Source organism: Streptomyces sp. NPDC021225, from assembly GCF_044332865.1.
In the GTDB taxonomy this organism is placed as follows: domain Bacteria; phylum Actinomycetota; class Actinomycetes; order Streptomycetales; family Streptomycetaceae; genus Streptomyces.
In genome coordinates this window covers 13,640-31,183 of sequence record NZ_JBIRPV010000016.1, presented here as the reverse complement: position 1 = coordinate 31,183, position 17,544 = coordinate 13,640, and the positions used below count along the sequence as shown (strand labels likewise).

Sequence of the window (17,544 nt, the reverse complement as noted above, 5' to 3'; positions counted from 1 at the left end):
AGCAGTGCGTTTGGTTCTCAAACCATGGCCGAAGAATTGCCGACCCTTGCCCGAACGGGCAGTTATCATACCCGCCAACTGAGCATCCACCGGCAACTGAAGGGCCGATCAGCCCAGTTGTCCGGAGATGCCAGGAGGTGCGCAGATGAGGTTCGGCTTGCTCGGTCCGCTGACCGTCCACGACGGCGCGGCCGCCCGCCTGATCGGCAGCCCCAAGGGCCGGGCGCTGCTGGGCGCGCTTCTGCTGCGGCCCAATCGCGCGGTCCCGCTCGGCACCCTGGAGGCCGTGCTGTGGGGCGAGCATCCGCCCGCCACCGCGAGCGCCTCGCTGCACAACCATGTGGCCCGGCTGCGGCGCATCCTCGCCGAGGACGGCGAGCCGCGGCTGCGGGCGGTGCCGGGCGGATATCTGCTGACCGTCGAGGCGGGCGAGCTGGACAGCGAGCTGTTCACGGAGCGGCTGGAGCGCGCCCGCGCCGGCCGGCTGCGGCAGGAATGGGCGGCGGTCGGCCGGGAGACCGTACAGGCGCTGGAGCTGTGGCGCGGCGCGCCGCTGGCCAACCTGCCGGATCCGGCCCTCAGCCACCCGGAGGTGCGACCCCATATCCAGCAGCTCCAAGAGGCCCGGCTCCAGGCGCTGGAATGGCGCTTCGACGCGGAGCTGCGGCTGGGCCGCCACGGCGGGCTGGCCCCCGAGCTGGCCCGGCTGGCCGAGGAGCATCCGCTCCGCGAGGTGTTCCACCGCCAGCTGATGCTCGTCCTGCACCGCACCGACCGGCAGGCCGAGGCGCTCGCCGTGTTCCACCGGCTGCGGCGCACGCTGATCGACGAGCTCGGCATCGAGCCGGGGCCCGCCGTCCAGGAGGCGCACCAGGAGATCCTGACGGCTCAGCAGCTCTCGGTGTCCGTCGCGCCGCCCGTGCCCGACACCACCACCGGCACCCCCATCGCGCCCCCCGCGCCGCCCCGTGCCACCCGCAGGCTCCGCCCGCACCCGGCCCAGCTGCCCGCCGACACCGTGGACTTCGCCGGCCGGGAGGCCGAGCTCGAGCGGTTGAGCGCCATGCTCCGCCCGGACCCGGAGCCGGCGGCGCCCCGGGTCGTGGTGATCTCGGGCATGGCGGGCGTCGGCAAGACCGCCCTGGCCGTGCACGCGGCACACCGGCTGCGCGCCCGGTTTCCCGACGGCCAGCTCCACGCGGACCTGCGCGGCTTCGGCGCCGGTGACGCTCGTAGCCCGCACGACCTGCTCGCCCGGTTCCTCACCGACCTGGGGGTACGGGAGAAGGCGCTGCCCGAGCACCCCGACGACCGCGCGGCCCGGTTCCGTTCGACCCTGGACGGCCGTCGGATGCTGGTGCTGCTGGACAACGCCCGGGACGCGGCGCAGCTGACGCCACTGCTGCCCGGCAGCGGCGGTTGCGCGGTCGTGATCACCAGCCGTCACACCCTGGCCGATCTGCCCGGCGCCGGGCGCCTGTGTCTCGAGCCCTTGGACGCGGAGGGACAGCGACGGCTGCTGACCTCGCTCTGCGGCTCCCGGCGGACGCGGGACGAGCCGGAGGCCGTGGCGAGGATTCTCGACGCCTGCGGCGGGCTGCCGCTGGCGCTGCGGCTGGCCGGGGCCCAACTGGCCAACCGCCCCGGCTGGCCGCTGGCCGCGCTGGCGCGGCGCCTGGACTCCAGCCGGGGGCGGCTGCGGGCGCTGTCCGCGGGCGGTCTCGCCGTCCAGGACGCCTTCGCCATGAGCTATGTGGCGATGCGGGACAGTCCACTGCCGTTGGAGGCCGAGCAGGCGCGCGGCTTCAGGATGCTCGGGCTGTGGTCGGGGCACACGCTGTCGGCGGAGTCGGCCGCCGCACTGCTGGGCCGGCCGGTGGAGGAGGCGCACGACCTGCTCGAGGCGCTGGTCGACGCCCATCTGCTCCAGACCCCGTCGCCCGGCCAGTACACCTTCCACGACCTGCTCGGCGAGTACGCGCTGGAGCGGGCGGCCGCGGAGGAGTCACGAGAGACCCGGGTGACGGCCCGGCTGAGGCTGCTGGTCTGGTACACGGCGGCGGTGGCGAAGGCGGACGCCGTGCTGACGCCCCGGTCCCACCCGCTGCCGCCGCTGGAGGCCGAGGCCGCGGCGCCGCCGCCCGCGTTCACCGGCGCCGAGCAGGCGCTTCAGTGGTGCGTACGGGAGCTGCCCGCGCTCTCCGAGGCGATCCGGCTGGCGGCCCGGTACGGGCGGCCCGACCTGGCCTGGCGGATGGCCGCGGGGCTGTTCGGCTACGCGCAGCGGTTCTGGTGGACCAGGGAGTGGGAGCGCTGTACGCGGCTCGCGCTGCGGTGCGCGGAGGAACACCACGACCTGGTCGGCCAGGGGTGGCTGCACAGCCGCACCGGTGAAGCCCACGGCTCGGCCCACCGTATGGAGCTGTGTCTGGACCATCTGCACCTGGCCCTGTCGTACTTCGAGAAGGCGGACGACGTGACGGGACAGGCGTCGTCGTACGCCGGGCTCGCGGAGGTCCACCGCAGGCTGGGGCGGCTCGGCGAGACGCTGTCCTGCGGTGAGCGGGCCGTGGAACTCTACCGGGAGGCGGGCGATGCGAGGAGCGTCGCGACGGTCCTGAGCAGCATGGGCGACGCGCTGATGGCGGCCGGCGAGCCGGCGGCGGCCGAGCAGCGCTACCGGGAGGCCCTGGAGCTGTGGCGGGAGCACGATGTCCTCGACGGCACGGCCGCCGCCCTGACCCGGATCGGGGACGCCCTGCGGGCGCTGAACCGCCCGGCGGAGGCCTTCCGGACGCTGGAGGAGGCGCTGCGGATCCGGCTGCGCCTCGGGGAGCGCGGCGGCACGGCCGACACCCTGGAGACCATCGCGCTCACCCACTTCCACTTCGGTGACCAGCACGCCGCCCGGGAGCACTGGGAGCGTTCGCTGACGACGGGGCGAAAGCTGCGGCTGCCGGCGCGGGCCGCCGACGTGGCGCGGCCGGGCCTTTGAGCGCGCCGGGACTCGGGGTGTGAGAGGCCCGGGCACGGCGCCGCCGGTCACGCGGCGGCGCGCTCGCCCCCGGTGCGCAGCCGCAGCAGCACCACTCCGTACATCCGGTCCGCCGGGCACAGGCCCCACTGCTTGGAGTCCTCCGAGCGGGGGTGGTCGCCGCGCAGCACCAGCATGCCGGGCGGCACCCGGCCGGGCCGGTCGGCCGCCGCCCCCGCCACCCAGGGCGGCACCGGGTCCCCGACCGCCGCGACGACGCGTTTGACGTACCATCCGGCGGCCCCGGAGGGGTCGGCGGGACCGTGCCACCCCGTGGCGCGGTCGGGCCGCTGGACGACCACGATCCGGCCGGGCCGGGCCCGGCGGCGGTGGCGCAGCACCAGCAGCACATCGCCGTGCAGCAGCGCCGGGGTCATGCTGCCGCCCCGCACGGTGACGGTGGACAGCACCAGCCGGGCCGCCGCCGCGGACCCGATGACCAGCGCCGCGGCCGCGGCCCAGCCCAGGGCCGGGCTCATCCGGCACCCACCGTGGTCGGCACCGCGCCGGTCTCCCCGGACCCCGGCCGGGCGCCGCCCGCCGACGGGTCCGGGTCCTCCCGGTAGCCCTCCGCCTGGGTGTGGAAGAGCCGGGCGTAGACACCGTCGGGGGACGCGGTGAGAGAGGCGTGGTCGCCGCTCTCCAGGATCCGGCCGTCCTGCACGACGACGATCCGGTCGGCCCGGCGGACGGCGCTGAGCCGGTGGGAGACCAGGACGCTGGTGGAGCCCTCGCGCAGCGACCGCAGCCGGTCGTGGACGGACCGCTCGGCGACCGCGTCGAGACCGGAGCTGGGCTCGTCCAGGATCATCAGATCGCGGCCCTGACGCATCAGCCCGCGGGCCAGCGCCAGGCGCTGCCACTGCCCGCCGGAGAGATGGACGCCGATGGTCCGCGCGGCCTCCTCCCCGTCCGCCCCGCCCTCTTCGTCTTCCTCCTGGTCCCCCGGGTGGAACAGCCTGCTCAGCATGGTCCGGTAGCCGGCCGGCAGCCGCTCGACGGTCTCGTGGACCCCCGCGCTCCGGGCGGCGGCCCTGACCCGGTCCTGGTCGTCGATCGCCGCGAGGTCCCCCAGCCCGATGTTCTCGGCGGCGGTGAGGTCGTAGTCCATGTAGTCCTGGAACACCGCCCCGATCCGCTGCCGCAGCCGCTCCACGGGTACGTCGCGGATGTCCACGCCGTCCCACAGCACCGCGCCGCGCTGTGGGTCGTAGAACCGGCAGAGCAGCTTGATCAGCGTGCTCTTGCCGGCACCGTTGAGCCCCACCACGGCCACGCTGGTGCCGTGCGGAATGGTCAGGTTCAGACCGCGCAGAATCCACGGGGAGTTCTCGTCGTAGCGGAACCACACATCGCGCAGCTCGATGGCGCGGGCCAGCGGGGCGAGCTCCCCGGCGTGCGAGGGCCCGGCCAGGTCGTCCCGGACCCCGGCCACCATCAGAAAGTGGTGGAAGACCAGGGCGGACTGATGTCCCTGGGCGATGCCCTGCACCAGGACGCCGAGCCCGGACTGGAGCCCGGCCAGGGAGGCGATGAAGACCGACACATCGCCGATGCTGATCGTCCGCGCGGCCGCGGCGTGCACGGCCCACAGCAGCCCCCCGGCCGACAGCAGGGCACCGAGGGCGGCGAGGGAGACCTGGACGCGCACCACGCCGCGCTCCAGCCGGTCCTCGGCGGTGTTGGCCGCGCGCAGTTCGGTGAGCATCCGGCCGTGCAGGAAGTCACCGAGCCCGAACAGGCGGACTTCCTTGGCGGCCTGAAGGTCAGTCAGCAGCATCTGGTAGAAGAACTTGCGCCGCATGACGGGGCTGGTGTGCCACAGCAGGCCGGCGCGCCGTCGGCTCAGCGCCAGATGGGCGATCATCGCGGGTACGGCGGCCACCAGCGCGGCGCCCGCCATGACCGGGCTGATCGCCAACAGGGTGCCCAGGAATCCGGCGATGCCCAGCGTCCCTTGCAGCGAGGACAGGCCCATCTGGACCAGCTGGTCCGGGGCGTGCTCGGCGGACTGCTGAGCCAGCCGCAGCCGGTCGTGGAAGCGCGGCTCCTCCAGGCGTGCCAGCCCGCTCAGCCGGTTGACCGCGGCGAACAGCCGGTCCTGTGCGTGCAGGCCGATGGCGCGCCGGGCGCGCCCCTGAGCGTAGGCGGTGACGGCCGAGGTGGCGGCCATCGCGATGCCCAGGGCGCCGATGCCCGCCGCCATCCACACCAGCGCCCCGGTCCGGGGGTCGGGGGAGGTGAGCTCGTCGAGCGCGACCTTGGTCAGCCAGGCGGTGGCCACCGGTGCCGTGCCGCCGATCACCGCCATCGCGGCCTGGAGGAGCAGCATGCCGGGGCAGGCCCGCCAGGCGAGCGCGTAGGCCGCCTTCATCCCCCGGACGACGGAGACCTCGTCTGCCATGTCTTCCGTGTCGGGCTCCATGCCGGGGCTCGTGCCGGGCTTCGTGCCGGGGACGACGTCGCTCACGGCACCGACGGCTGCGCGGGCTCGCCCAGCCCCTCCAGGCCGATGCTGGTGGCGGTGGCGACCCCGTCGGGGCCGTAGTGGGCGAATCCGGGGTAGAAGCGGGCCCCGAAGAGGTTGCTGACGGGTGCGTCGAGGAATTCGGGCACCACATGGTCCGCGACGCCCGCGAGGCGGGCGGCCAGTTCGCTGTCGGCCGCGTCGATGCCGACCACCGTGGCCAGCACCGTGCCGCCCGCGTCGCGCACTCGGCGCGCGCGCTCGCCGAGCTCGGGGACGCTGTCGTCGCAGCTCGAGCACTCCAGCGACAGAAAGGCGACCAGCGCCGGCCGGCCGGCCAGTTCGTCACGGGTGACCGTCGCGCCGTCGGCGGTGACCGCGGTGAAGGCGGGCATCCGGTCTCCGGGCGCGATCCCCAGCTCGAGCTCCCCGTCGAATGCGACGGGGCCGTGGTGGCCGTGGTGCGCGGCCGGCGGGGCGCTCAGCCGGGCACGCCAGCGGCGCGCCACGGCCAGGGTCAGCACGACGTTCAGCGCGGTGACCGCCGCGACCAGAACGAGTCCTGCGACGAGGTATTCCACGGGTGTCCTTTCCGGCTCCGGCGCCGTCTCACCGGCCGAGGTCCCCGACCGCGACCGGGGACTCGAAGAGCGCGGCGATGTCATCGACGAAGACGATCAAAGTGGTGAGCAGCCCGGCCGCGACGACGGCCAGTGCGATCCCCGGCGCATGGGCGGGCACCCCGTCGCCCAGGCGCAGCGCCACGAGGGTGCCCAGGCCGGCCGCCGCCAGCAGTACCGCGTTGCGGGCGACGTGCCAGCCGCTCATGGGGACCTCACTGGCGCCGAAGCAGGCGCACTTCACCGTCTTCCCGCGGACCAGCACCAGGATCGGGACGGCCGTCAGACCGCAGCAGAACAGCGTGGCGAGGACGAATCCGATGGTGACGGTGGGCGGGACGGCCAGCACCAGCGCGATCAGCAGCTCGGCGACCGGGACCAGTACGGCGAGGGGGGACCTCAGCCGCGCGGGGATGAAGTCGAAACCTTCGAGGGAGGCGGCGAAGACGCCCGGGGAACGCAGCTTGGACACCGCCGCCAGCGTCATCACCGCCACCAGAGCGAGGCGGCAGGCAAGCGATACGTACAACACGGAGGCTCCTGGGAGGGGTTGCGCGAAGGCGATGTGGCCGCTTCGGCGGAGGCCACATCGCGGCTCGTTCGGCGAGCTTCGGCGTGCCGACGTGGCCGCCCCGACGGGATGGCCACGCGGCAGATCAACCGGCGTTATTCAGTGCTCAGAGTAAATCAGCAGTAGTTGTGGCTCATGCTGTACCAGGCGCCGCAGACGACCTTGCAGGCGCCGTTGGTCGAGCAGTTGCGACAGAAGCAGGTACCGCTCATTTCCTTGCACTCGGTGTACGGGTCCGGCGGGCAGGCGGCGTCGGCGGTGGCCTTGGGAAGCAGCACCTCGACGGCGCGGGTGACACGCTCGGTCACGCTGCGGAACATAGCTTCTCCTTGGGGTTGGTGTGATCGGTTTCCGCACACGGGTGGACCGCCGCCACAAAGGGACGTCGAACGCGGCGGCCGCGGCCCGCGCGGGCTTTGTGGGTGGGCCTTCGGGACGCTAGGAGGCGACCGGCTGGGCCCGCAGGGCGGCGACGCCCGCGCCCGCCGTGGTCACCATGCCGTCGGGCCCGTACCAGGCGTAGCTCGGGTAGTGCTTGGCGCCGTACCGCTTCGACAACTCGGCCTCGGAGTCCTCGGCGATCACGATGTCCATCACCTCGCCGAGCATCGCGGCCAGCTCGCTGTCGGCCGAGTCGTCTCCATGGACGATCGCCAAGGAGGTCCCTCCGTCGGCCCGCAGCCGCTCGGCGTGCCCGGCGAAGAGGGGCACGGCGTCGACGCAGGCCTTGCAGGTGAGCGAGAAGAACCCGACCAGGGTCTCCTTCTCGAGCAGAGTGCGCTCCGTCACCGCGGTGCCGTCAAGGGCACGAGCGGAGAAATCGGGGAGCCGGTCGCCGGTCCGGATGTTGGAGATGGCTCCGGTCGTGGGGAAGCCATGGCTGTGCCCGCCGCCACCCGAAGCCTCCAGTTCCCGCCAACGGCGGAGCACCACCAGGAGGATCACCAGGTTCAGCGCGCTGACGACGCCGACCAGGACGAGCCCCACCACAGCGAAAATCACGACATGCGTCCTCTCCCTGGAACCTGCGGGCACCGGCGCCCCGCGGCCGCTCGCCGATGACCATGTCGAAGCGGGCTAACCGGTCCCTAACAGGCCCCTAACAGCCCGCCAACACCTCCCCCGGGGGGTTTCAGGGACAATGGAGATCCATCCCGAGCACGGCGGACCGCGGTGCTCACCTCACGGCAGGAGTTCAGGCACGTTGTCCCGGAAGCGCGAAACCCCCGCGGTCGGCACCCCCGCCACCGCCCCCGACCGGCTCGACCTGCGGGCCGACTGCGCGAACTGCTTCGGACTGTGCTGTGTCGCCCTGCCCTTCGCCGCCTCGGCCGATTTCGCGGTCGACAAGCCGGCCGGGCGGCCGTGTACGAACCTCCAGTCCGACTTCCGCTGCGGCATCCACGCGCACCTGCGCGAGCGGGGCTTCTCCGGCTGCACGGTCTTCGACTGCTTCGGGGCGGGCCAGAAGGTCTCCCAGGTCACCTTCGGCGGCCGCGACTGGCGTCAGGCGCCCGACACCGCGCCGCGGATGTTCGAGGTGTTCCCCGTCATGCGGGCCCTGCACGAGCTGCTGTGGTACGTCACCGAGGCGCTGACCCTGCCACCGGCCCGCCCGGTCCACGCCGACCTCCGCCGCGCGCTGGAGGACATCGACGCCCTCACCCGCGGCAGCGCCGAAGCGCTGGCCGGGGTGGATGTGGCGGCGCTGCGCCAGGAGGTGAACGCCCTGCTGCTGCGGACCAGTGAGCTGGTGCGGGCCCGGGTCCCGGGCCGCAAGAAGAACCACCGGGGCGCCGATCTCATCGGGGCCCGTCTGAAGGGCGCCGATCTGCGCGGGGCCAACCTGCGCGGGGCCCGTCTCATCGCGGCCGATCTGACCGGCGCGGACCTGCGGACCGCCGATCTGATCGGGGTGGACTTCCGGGACGCCGAGCTGACCGGAGCCGACCTCACCGGAGCCGTCTTCCTCACCCAGGCCCAGCTGAACGCGGCCAAGGGAGACGCCACCACGAGGCTGCCCCGGACGCTCAGCCGCCCGGCGCACTGGCCGTCCGGTGAATGATGCACGGGAACGGCCGCTGAGAAGGTATAACCGTTACCAGAACGAAGAGTTGACGTTTTTCGACGAGACAGGGGCCGTGGCTTGGACCGAGGGCCTCGGAGGTAACGGGTGCGGTATCGGGTCCTGGGCACGCTTGAGCTGAGGGACGGCGGCGAATGGACCTCCCTCGGCCCTGCCAAGTGGCGCATGCTGCTGGCGGTGCTGCTGTGCCACGCCAACCGGACCGTGCCCACCGAGCGGCTCATGGACGAGCTGTGGGGCGAGGAGGGGCGCCCGCAGAGCGCGGGCAAGCTGCTCCAGACCTATGTCTCGCGGCTGCGGCAGGCCCTGGGGGACGAGTCCGGCGACGTCCTGATCACCGACAAGCAGGGGTACAAGGCCCACGGGTACCGACTCGCCGTGGAGGCGGCCGAGTTCGACGCGCACCGCTTCGAGCAGCTGGTCGAGGAGGGGCGGCGCGGTCTGGACCGGGGCGCCCCCGAGGCCGCCGCGGAGCGGCTGCGCGAGGCGCTGGCGCTCTGGCGCGGCTCCCCCTTCCAGGACGTGCCCCCGACCCCGGCCGTGGAGGCGGAAACCGCAAGGCTCGAGGAGTGCCGTCTGGAGGCCCTGGACGCCCGGGTCGAGGCGGATCTGCGGTGCGGCCGCCACGCCTCGGTGCTGGGCGAGCTGGAGACGCTGACGGCCGAGTACCCCTTCCGGGAGGATCTGCGCGGCCGGCAGATGCTGGCGCTGTACCGGTCCGGGCGGCAGGCCGACGCCCTGGCGGCGTACCGCGATCTGCGCCGGGCCCTGTCCGACGAGCTCGGCGTCGAGCCGACCCCGGCGCTGCAACGGCTGCACCAGCGCATCCTGGCCGCCGACGAGACCCTGATGCCGCCGCCACCGGACCGTACGGAGGAGGGGGCACCGCGCGGCGGCTGGGGGGCGCCCTCGGCCGCTCCCCGGCCGGCTCCCCGGGGCCCCCAACAGCTGCCGCCCGCCAGCCCCGCCTTCACCGGGCGGCACAGCGAGGTCGCCGTGATCCGGACGCTGGTCGAGGAGCGGGACGACCTGGTGGCCGAGAGCGGCGAGGGCGGCGCGGGCGGGCGGCCCGTGGTGATCGCGGCCATCGACGGCACCGGCGGGGTCGGCAAGTCGAGCCTGGTCATCCACGCCGCGCACCAGCTCGCCGACCGCTTCCCCGACGGCCAGCTCTATGTGGATCTGCACGGCGCCACCGCGGGGCTGACCGCCCTGGACCCCGGCGAGGTGCTCGGCCGGTTTCTGCGCGCCCTGGGGGTGGACGGCTCCAGCGTCCCCAGCGACACCGACGAGGCGGCGGCCCAGTTCCGCTCCCTGGCGGCGGGCCGGCGGCTGCTGGTGATCCTCGACAACGCCGCCTCCGTGGAGCAGATCCGCCCGCTGCTTCCCGCGGGCCCCGGTTGCAGCGCGCTGGTCACCAGCCGCGAGATGCTCACCACCCTGGAGGGCGCCACCCATCTGCACCTGGACGTCCTCCCCCGCGACCAGGCCGTCGCGCTGCTGGAGCGGATCGTCGGCGCGGAGCGGGTCGGGGCCGAGCCCGAGGAGGCCGAGGCCATCACCCGGCTGTGCGGCGGGCTGCCGCTGGCGCTGCGGATCGCCGGGGCCCGGCTGGCCGCCCGCCCCAACCGCCCGCTGCGCTCCCTGGTGACCAAGCTGACCGACGCGCGCGGCCGGCTGGACGAGCTGAGCTTCGGCGACCTGGCCGTCCGTACCAGCTTCCAGGTCAGCTATGACGCCTTCCGCGAGGGCCGGCGGTCCGACGACCAGGACGCGGCGCGGGCGTTCCGGCTGCTCAGCGCGTTGCCCGGGCCGGATGTGAGCCTGCCGGTGGCCTCGGCCCTGCTGGGCTTGAGCGAGAGCCGGGCCGAGAGCGCCCTGGAGCGGCTGGTCGACGCGCAGCTGCTGGAGAGCCCGGACTCGATCCGCTACCACATGCACGATCTGCTCGGGCTGTTCGCCTCCGAGCGGGCCGAGCAGGAGGACTCCGAGAGCGAGCGCTCGTCGGCCGTGACACGCGCGCTGTCCTGCTATGTGGCCACCGCGCAGCAGGCGGTCGCCCTGCTCGATCCGCTCCGCCCCTGGCCGCGCCACGCCGTCGAGAGCGCCGTGGTCCCGCTCCGCGACGGCCGGGAGGCGGAGACGTGGCTGAAGGCCGAACTCCGCAATCTGCTGGCCGCCGTTACCCACTCCGCCGACCAGCCGGAGCCGGTGGCGCGCCTCGGGATGTGGCTGGCGCAGTGTTTGCAGTGGTTCCTCTATCCGCGGGCGCACACCCAGGACCTCCGGACGATCAACGAGCTGGCCATGCGGACCGCCCGCCGCCTCGGCGACCTGGAGGGCGAGGCGTGGGCGCTTGACCACCTCGCGGGGGCGTGCTGGCTGGAGCACTCGTATGAGGACATGCGGGAGTGTCTGGAGTCCGCGCTGGAGATCTGGCGGGAGCTGGGTCATCGCGAGGGCGAGCTGCGCTCTCTGTGCAACCTGGCCGACGCGCTGTGCGAACTGGAGCTCCACGAGGAGGCCATCGAGGTGCAGGAGCGCCATCTGGCCCTGGCCCGGGAGACCGGCGACCGGGCGGCCGAGGTGGTCGGCCTGGGCAACCTGGGCCGGGCCCACCGCGGTCTCGGCCGGTCCGAGGAGGCGCTGACCTGCTTCAAGGAGAGCCTGGAGGGGGCGCGGCGGACCGGCAACATCCACCACCAGGGGTTCGCCCTGTACGAGATGGGGATCACGTACATGGAGCAGGGGAGGTTCCCCGAGGGCCGGACGCACCTGGACCAGGGCCTGCCGGTGTGGAAGCAGGCGGGTACGTACGAGAGCTGGCGCGGGCACACCTGGAGCGGGCTCTTCCCCGCCTTTATGACGCTGGACGTACGGCCCGGCCCGCGCTGAGGCGGGCCGGGCCGGGGTCTGCCCGTGGGTTACGGCTTGCGGGCGACGCCGCCGTAGGCCCAGACGCGGGACGGGTCGTGCTCGGCGCCGATGCCCGGCCGCCACAGCGGCAGTTGCACAAGGCCGGGCTCCAGGAGTTCCAGCCCGCTGAAGAATCCCTGGATCTGCGACTGGTCGCGTGCCCCGGACGAGACGGGGCTGGTGAACCCGGACCAGTCCCGGTAGGGGTTCTGTGTGAAGTCGCCGGTGACATGGGACAGGACCAGACAGCTGCCCGGCGCGGCCCAGTCCATGAGCTCGGCGACCAGGCCCCAGGGGTCCTCCGCGTCGGCGATGTAGTCGAGGACGAACGCCATCACGATCGCCACCGGTTGCTGCGGGTCGAGCAGCCGGCGCAGCTCCTGGTTGTCCAGGATCCGCTCGGGCTCGCGCAGGTCGGCCCTGATGGTGGTGGTGCCCGAGCCGGCCAGCAGCGCGCGTCCGTGACTGGCCACGATCGGGTCGTTGTCGACGTAGACGACCCGGGCCAGCGGGTTGACCGACTGCGCGACCTCGTGGACGTTCGGGTTCACCGGCAGGCCCGAACCGATGTCCAGGAACTGGGTGATGCCGTCCGCGGCCAGGTCGCGGACGGCCCGGGCCAGGAAGCGGCGGTTGGACAGCGCGGTGTCCCGGACCTCGGGGGCGACCTTCAGAAACCGCTGGGCCTGCTCGTAGTCGGCGAGGTAGTTGTCCTTGCCGCCGACGAGGTAGTTGTAGACCCGGGCGGGATTCGCCTCGCGCCCCTGGCCGCGGCCGTGGCCGGCGTGTGGCCGGCTTCCCGGTGTCCTGAGCCCGATTCCGGCTCCGCTGCTGTTCATCCCGAATTCCCCTGACACGAGCATTGCCACCGCCTCACCGCATGCCGTTGCGCGTCATTGCCCGCGCGGCGCGAGCCCGGGCCGCCAGGTGACCGTTTCCCGCGGCCCCGGTTCCGCCCAGGCGACCGGGGCGCGGGACCACAGGTGGAAGGGCTGGTCGAGGTTCCCCTGCACCTGGCTGAGCTGTCCCCAGGAGTACACGTCCGAGTGGACGGCCGCGGCCTGAAGCGCCGCCTCGAGGCAGGCGCGTGCGGTCTTCTCCGCGCGGCAGGTGCCGCTGGGGCCGGACCCTTCCACTCCGCCGGAGACCTGAAAGGTGCTCCAGGCGTAGAGGGCTTCGTGCTCGGTGTGCGTGTGCTGTTGCTCGTCGACGTTCACTGGCCCTCTCCAGACGCATCCCAACCGGACGGCTGTAGCGATGTGTCCAGTGTGGAAGAGGGCGGGGTAGCGGCGGTATAGCGGCGGTAAACCGAGGGGCGGGCCGGTATACCGCGGCCACCGGTGAGCCCGTATCCGCTGGTGGGAGCCGGGTTCACCGGTGGGGTGGGCGCGCGGCGCGCCACGTGTCGCGGTATCGCCGCCTCAGCCGGCCGCGAACCGAGCCCAAAAGAAAAGGGCGCCTACTCGGCCAGCCAGTCCAGGATCTTGCGGTTGATGACCTCGGGCCGCTCCAGGTGCAGGAAGTGTCCCACCCCCTCGACCAGGTCGACGCGCGAGCCGGGCGGGAGGTGGTCCTTGGCGCTGCCGACCACGTCCGCGCCGATGCACCCGTCGTCCGTGCCGTGCAGATAGAGCGTGGGCCGCTCCCCGGTCCGGGTGACCGCCTCCTGCTCGGCGGCGTACTTCTCCAGGTGCTTCGACGGGTCGAACAGGGCGCGGTAGTAGCCGATGGCGGCCTCGAGGTTGGCCGGCTCCCGCAGGCTCTCCTTGACGTGGGCGATGTCCTGCTCGGCGTGGTGGTAGCCCGGCGACCAGTCCCGCCACAGGCCGTCGATCAGGGCCATGTCGTGCGCCGCGGCCCCCGCCTCGGCCAGGGGCGTCTGGAACAGGAAAATGTAGAACGAGCGCTTGAACTGGCCGTAGTCGAAGCCGAAGAAGTCGGCCAGCACTCCGCCGAGCGGCGGGACGGTCATGGTGACGGCCCGCCGCCAGCGCTCGGGGGAATGGCCGGTGGCGCCGTAGGTGGCGATCGCGCCCCAGTCGTGTCCGATGAGCACGGCGTCGTCGCCGCCGCCGAGCGCGTCGTGCAGCGCGTTGGCGTCGGCGGCCAGCGCGCCGGCCTGGTACGCGCCGTCGGCGGGTATGCCGGTGGGCGCGTAGCCCCTCATGAAGGGCGCGACGGCGTGGTAGCCCGCGTCGCCGAGGGCCGGTAGCAGATGGCGCCAGGTGTGCGCGGTGTCGGGGAATCCGTGGAGGCAGAGCGCCAACGGCGCGTCGGTCGGGCCCGCTTCGTAGTAGGCGAAGTCAAGTCCGTTTGCGTTGACATATTTCAGCTGTGTCACGCCGGGGATGCTATGCCACCCCCATGGGCTCGTCCATGAGCGGCAGGTGTCCCTGCCGCGGCCCACCGCCTGCCCCTTCGATGGGCAACACCGTTGCGTTCACGTGTTGTTCGATGTTGAGGAGGGCGGTGCAACACACGGGCGAGGGTGGCAGACTGCGCATCACACCGTCCAGTTGACCGAGCAACGGACGTGTGTGCGTATTTCCGGCACAGCGCGAGGGAGCCCCTATGACCGGCCAGAGCAGTGGAGTCGCGGAGGACCGCGGCTCCATGGTGCACCGCGGATTCCTCTACCAGGACGAGGAGGAGGTGGTCTCGGTCGGCGTGCCTTTCCTGCGCGCCGGTCTCGAGGCCGACGACGCCGTCGCCGTCGTCGCCTCCAAAGCGAACATCACCGCGCTGCGGGACGCTCTGGGCCAGGACGCCTCGTCGGTGCAGTTCGAGGACGCGCTCAGCTGGTACCAGCACCCGGTGCGGACCATCGCCGCCTACGACGCCTACGTCAAGGCCCAGAAGCCCCGCCGGGCCCGGCTGGTCGCGGAGCCGGTGTGGCAGGGGCGCACCCCGCTCGAGGTCGTGGAGTGGGCGCGCTACGAGTCCATCGTCAACGCGGCGTTCAGCGACTCCGGCGCGCGCGTGATCTGTTGCTACGACCGGGAGACGCTGCCCAACGAGATCCTCGACTACGCGCGGCGGACCCACCCCGAGATGATCGACGGCGAGGGGCCGCGCAGGAGCCCGCAGTACACCGACCCGGGCCCGTTCATCGCCACCTGCGACCGCCGGCCGCTCCCCCGCGCCCCCCGGCTGGCCGAGATGATGTCCATCGACACGGCCGACATGGACGCCCTGCGCGCCTTCGCCACCGAGCGGGCCGACCGCCACGGGCTTGCGGGTGACGCGCTGCGCGACATGGTCGCCGCCGTGGTCGAGGTGGCCACGACCGCCGCCCGGCACGGAAGGGCGCCGGCCGCCCTCCGGATGTGGACCGACAACGGCGATCTGGTCAGCGAGATCTCCGGCCCCGGCCACTGGTACCCGGACGCGCTGTGGGGCTTCGCCCCGCCGGCCGACTCGGAGCCCGCGTTCGGGCTGTGGGGGGTCCGCATGCTGTGCGATGTGGTGCAGATGCAGGCCGACACGGACGGCACCGTCATCAGGCTGCGCACCCGTATCTGAGCGCGGATAAACCGCGGAAAGGCAGCGGCCCGGCGGGCGAAGGCGACGGCGCGTGTTCCTGAGGTGTTCACGCGCTGTCGCCTTCGTCCGCCGGGCCGGATCATTACGGTGCCGATCATGAACGGACTTCAGGTGTCACGCCGCGCCGTGCTCGGCGGGGTCTTGGGAGGGGCCGCGGGGCTGGCGCTCGGCGGTACGGCGACGGCCGCGGAGCCCGGGCGCGGCAGGCCGCCCCGGGTGCTGGTGGCCACCAACGAGCCCTGGGGTACGTACCACGTCAAGCCGCTGCTCGCCGAGGTGGCGCGGCGCGGGTGGCAGCTGACCCAACTGGTGCCGGACTACACCCAGATCACCCCCGGGGACCCGGTGCGGGTCGCCACCCCGGCCGACGCCCCGGAGGCGGATCTGCTGGTCGTCACGGGGGCCGGGGACTGGCCGGCGGACTGCGCCGCCCGGTTCCGGCGGCTCCCGCTGGCCGCGAGCGCCCTGGCCTACCAGAAGCCGGTCGAGGCGCCGCGCGCCCGCGAGCTGCGCCCCCGGATCCGGCTGCTGACCGCCTCCTCGCCTGCCGAGGGACGGGCGTTCGCCCAGTACCTGGGCACGCGGCGGCCGGTCCGGGCGGTCGGTTCACCGCAGACCGACCGCCTCCCGGCGCGCCGCCCGGAGCCCGGTCTGGTGCTCGTCCTGACCAGCGTCACACACCCGGACGCCACGGGAGACGCGGCCCCGGGCACGGAACTGCTGCTGGCCGGTGCGGAGAAGCTCGCCGCGGCGGGCAAGCGGATCCTGGTCGGTCTGCACCCGCGCGAGGACCGCCGGCTCTGGGACCGCTACGAGATCAGCGACGTCCCGTCGGTCACGGCTTCCGCGCGCGCCGAGGCGGCGATCGGCATCCCCGGGACGGTCTTCCCGCTGGTCGCCGCCGTCGGCACCCCGCTGGTCGGCTGCACCGACCCCGAACTGACCGTGCCGGACTACCTGCTGGCGGTCTGCTCGGCCACCGTCGACGACGCGGGCGCGGCGGTCGCCGCGGTGGACGCGGCCCACCTCCCGGATGCCGCCGTCCTCGCGGACGCCGTCGGGCCGGTCGGCGGCTCGGCCGCCCGGCTGCTCGACGCCTGGCTGCGCTGCGCCCGGCAGGGGGCCCGCCGCCCCTGAGCGCGCGGCTGCGGTGCTCCTCGGCGCCGGCTCAGTGGTGGTGGTCGGCGCGGGTGGCGCGCCGGTAGGTCGTGGTGATCCGGGCGAGCTCCTCCGGGGACCGCGCGTCCCCCGAGCGCTGCATCTCACGGTTCGCGGCGACGACGGCGGCGGTGGCCTCCCGCCGCGCCTTCTCGTAGGCGGCCAGGCCGCGGGAGAAGTCACGGGCGAGCTCCTCGGCCAGTACCCGGGCGTCGACGATGGCCTGCGAGGCCCCGTTGGCGCCGACCGGGTACATGGGGTGCGCGGCGTCGCCGAGCAGGGTGACCCGCCCTTCGCCCCAGGTCGGCAGGGGGTCACGGTCGACCATCGGGTATTCCAGGATCTCCGGGCTGTTCTCGATCAGCGCGGGTACGTCCAGCCGGCCCAGGTCCCAGGCGCCGAAGTGCTCCAGGACCTCATCGGCGCGCCCCGGGGAGTTCCAGTCGGCGCCGCCGGGCAGCGGGCCCGGCTCGGCGACCGTCACCATGGCCACCCAGTTCACCAGGGACGGGCCGATCGGATACGCGATCAGCTCGGCACCCGACGGGCCGCGCGCGATGATCATGGAGCGGCCACCGGGAAACGGCCCGGCCTCGGCCGCCCCGCGCCACATCCGCACCCCCGACCACAGCAGCGGGCCCTGGTCGGGGTGCAGCCGGGCGCGCACCGCCGAGTGCAGCCCGTCCGCGCCGATCAGCGCCGCCGCCTGAATCTCGGCCCCGGGAACCCGGGCCCGGACCCCGTCGGCGTCCTGCTCGAAGTCCAGCAGCCGGGCGCCGGTGCGTACGGCCTGCGGGCCGAGCCGGTCGTACACGGCGGCCAGCAGCAGGGCCTGAAGCCGGCCGCGGTGCACCGAGTACTGCGGCCACCGGTAGCCCCCGGCGAGCCCGCGCGCCTCGGTGAAGAGCGTGTTCCCGGACGGGTCGCAGTACACGTTCTCGGCGGTGGCGACCGAGATGCGGGCCAGGTCCTCGCCGAGGCCGAGCGCGGTCAGCTCCCCCACGGCGTGCGGCAGCAGATTGATGCCGAGGCCCAGCGGGCGCAGCTCGCGGACGGCCTCGATCACGGTGGCCTCGATGCCCGCCGCGTGCAGGCTCAGGGCGGCGGTCAGCCCGCCGATCCCGGCCCCGGCGATGAGCACCCGCACGG

The 17,544-nt window shown here is 73.6% G+C and carries 15 protein-coding genes; 5 read left to right on the top strand and 10 right to left on the bottom strand.

The genetic code is table 11. The annotated features are described in order from the left end of the window. The first annotated feature begins 145 nt into the window (after positions 1–145). Entirely contained in the window at positions 146–2,995 is a 2,850-nt protein-coding gene (locus tag ACH4S9_RS41370) for an AfsR/SARP family transcriptional regulator (protein WP_398376849.1), read from the top strand. Positions 2,996–3,042: 47 nt separating this feature from the next. Here the strand turns inward: ACH4S9_RS41370 and ACH4S9_RS41365 are convergent, their stop codons facing one another. The 6 genes from ACH4S9_RS41365 to ACH4S9_RS41340 all read right to left on the bottom strand — a co-directional run bounded on the left by ACH4S9_RS41365 (position 3,043) and on the right by ACH4S9_RS41340 (position 7,694). Next, positions 3,043–3,513, bottom strand: coding sequence for a S26 family signal peptidase (locus ACH4S9_RS41365; protein ID WP_385343585.1), 471 nt, complete (start codon positions 3,511–3,513; stop codon positions 3,043–3,045). Further along, a complete protein-coding gene (locus ACH4S9_RS41360) occupies positions 3,510–5,504 on the bottom strand; it encodes an ABC transporter ATP-binding protein (protein WP_385343582.1) in 1,995 nt (664 codons plus the stop codon). Before ACH4S9_RS41360 ends, ACH4S9_RS41365 begins: the two co-directional genes overlap by 4 nt. Beyond that, the gene (locus tag ACH4S9_RS41355; protein ID WP_398376846.1) at positions 5,501–6,082 is read right to left on the bottom strand and encodes a TlpA family protein disulfide reductase; all 582 of its coding nucleotides are present in this window, start codon (positions 6,080–6,082) and stop codon (positions 5,501–5,503) included. The genes ACH4S9_RS41360 and ACH4S9_RS41355 overlap by 4 nt, the downstream gene beginning before the upstream one ends. Positions 6,083–6,110: 28 nt before the next feature. Beyond that, positions 6,111–6,653 carry a MauE/DoxX family redox-associated membrane protein gene (locus tag ACH4S9_RS41350; protein WP_398376844.1) on the bottom strand — a complete coding sequence of 181 codons (543 nt, stop codon included), beginning with the start codon at positions 6,651–6,653 and terminating at the stop codon, positions 6,111–6,113. A 155-nt stretch (positions 6,654–6,808) separates the two neighbouring features. Next, positions 6,809–7,012 carry a hypothetical protein gene (locus tag ACH4S9_RS41345; protein WP_311723059.1) on the bottom strand — a complete coding sequence of 68 codons (204 nt, stop codon included), beginning with the start codon at positions 7,010–7,012 and terminating at the stop codon, positions 6,809–6,811. Between the two features lie 118 nt (positions 7,013–7,130). Further along, positions 7,131–7,694, bottom strand: coding sequence for a redoxin domain-containing protein (locus ACH4S9_RS41340; RefSeq protein WP_311723060.1), 564 nt, complete (start codon positions 7,692–7,694; stop codon positions 7,131–7,133). 202 nt (positions 7,695–7,896) lie between these two features. On the opposite strand from ACH4S9_RS41340, the gene ACH4S9_RS41335 reads away from it, so the two are divergent. Both ACH4S9_RS41335 and ACH4S9_RS41330 read left to right on the top strand, forming a co-directional pair. After that, entirely contained in the window at positions 7,897–8,757 is an 861-nt protein-coding gene (locus ACH4S9_RS41335) for a pentapeptide repeat-containing protein (protein WP_385343574.1), read from the top strand. Positions 8,758–8,865: 108 nt separating this feature from the next. Further along, entirely contained in the window at positions 8,866–11,673 is a 2,808-nt protein-coding gene (locus tag ACH4S9_RS41330; protein WP_398376843.1) for an AfsR/SARP family transcriptional regulator, read from the top strand. Between the two features lie 29 nt (positions 11,674–11,702). Here ACH4S9_RS41330 and ACH4S9_RS41325 read toward each other — a convergent pair whose 3' ends face one another. The 3 genes from ACH4S9_RS41325 to ACH4S9_RS41315 all read right to left on the bottom strand — a co-directional run bounded on the left by ACH4S9_RS41325 (position 11,703) and on the right by ACH4S9_RS41315 (position 14,035). Next, entirely contained in the window at positions 11,703–12,533 is an 831-nt protein-coding gene (locus tag ACH4S9_RS41325; protein ID WP_398376842.1) for an SAM-dependent methyltransferase, read from the bottom strand. 54 nt (positions 12,534–12,587) lie between these two features. Next, the gene (locus tag ACH4S9_RS41320) at positions 12,588–12,911 is read right to left on the bottom strand and encodes a hypothetical protein (protein WP_311723064.1); all 324 of its coding nucleotides are present in this window, start codon (positions 12,909–12,911) and stop codon (positions 12,588–12,590) included. Positions 12,912–13,153: 242 nt separating this feature from the next. Continuing rightward, positions 13,154–14,035, bottom strand: a complete 882-nt coding sequence (locus ACH4S9_RS41315; protein WP_311723065.1) for an alpha/beta hydrolase — start codon at positions 14,033–14,035, stop codon at positions 13,154–13,156. A 230-nt stretch (positions 14,036–14,265) separates the two neighbouring features. On the opposite strand from ACH4S9_RS41315, the gene ACH4S9_RS41310 reads away from it, so the two are divergent. Next, on the top strand, positions 14,266–15,216 hold the full coding sequence (locus ACH4S9_RS41310; RefSeq protein ID WP_311723066.1) for a sensor histidine kinase: 951 nt from the start codon (positions 14,266–14,268) through the stop codon (positions 15,214–15,216). Positions 15,217–15,333: 117 nt separating this feature from the next. Beyond that, the gene (locus tag ACH4S9_RS41305) at positions 15,334–16,374 is read left to right on the top strand and encodes a hypothetical protein (protein ID WP_398376841.1); all 1,041 of its coding nucleotides are present in this window, start codon (positions 15,334–15,336) and stop codon (positions 16,372–16,374) included. A gap of 31 nt (positions 16,375–16,405) precedes the next feature. On the opposite strand, the gene ACH4S9_RS41300 is transcribed toward ACH4S9_RS41305, so the two are convergent. Then, complete coding sequence (locus ACH4S9_RS41300) at positions 16,406–17,542, bottom strand: flavin-dependent oxidoreductase (RefSeq protein ID WP_398376839.1); 1,137 nt, start codon at positions 17,540–17,542, stop codon at positions 16,406–16,408. Between the last annotated feature and the right edge of the window lie 2 nt (positions 17,543–17,544).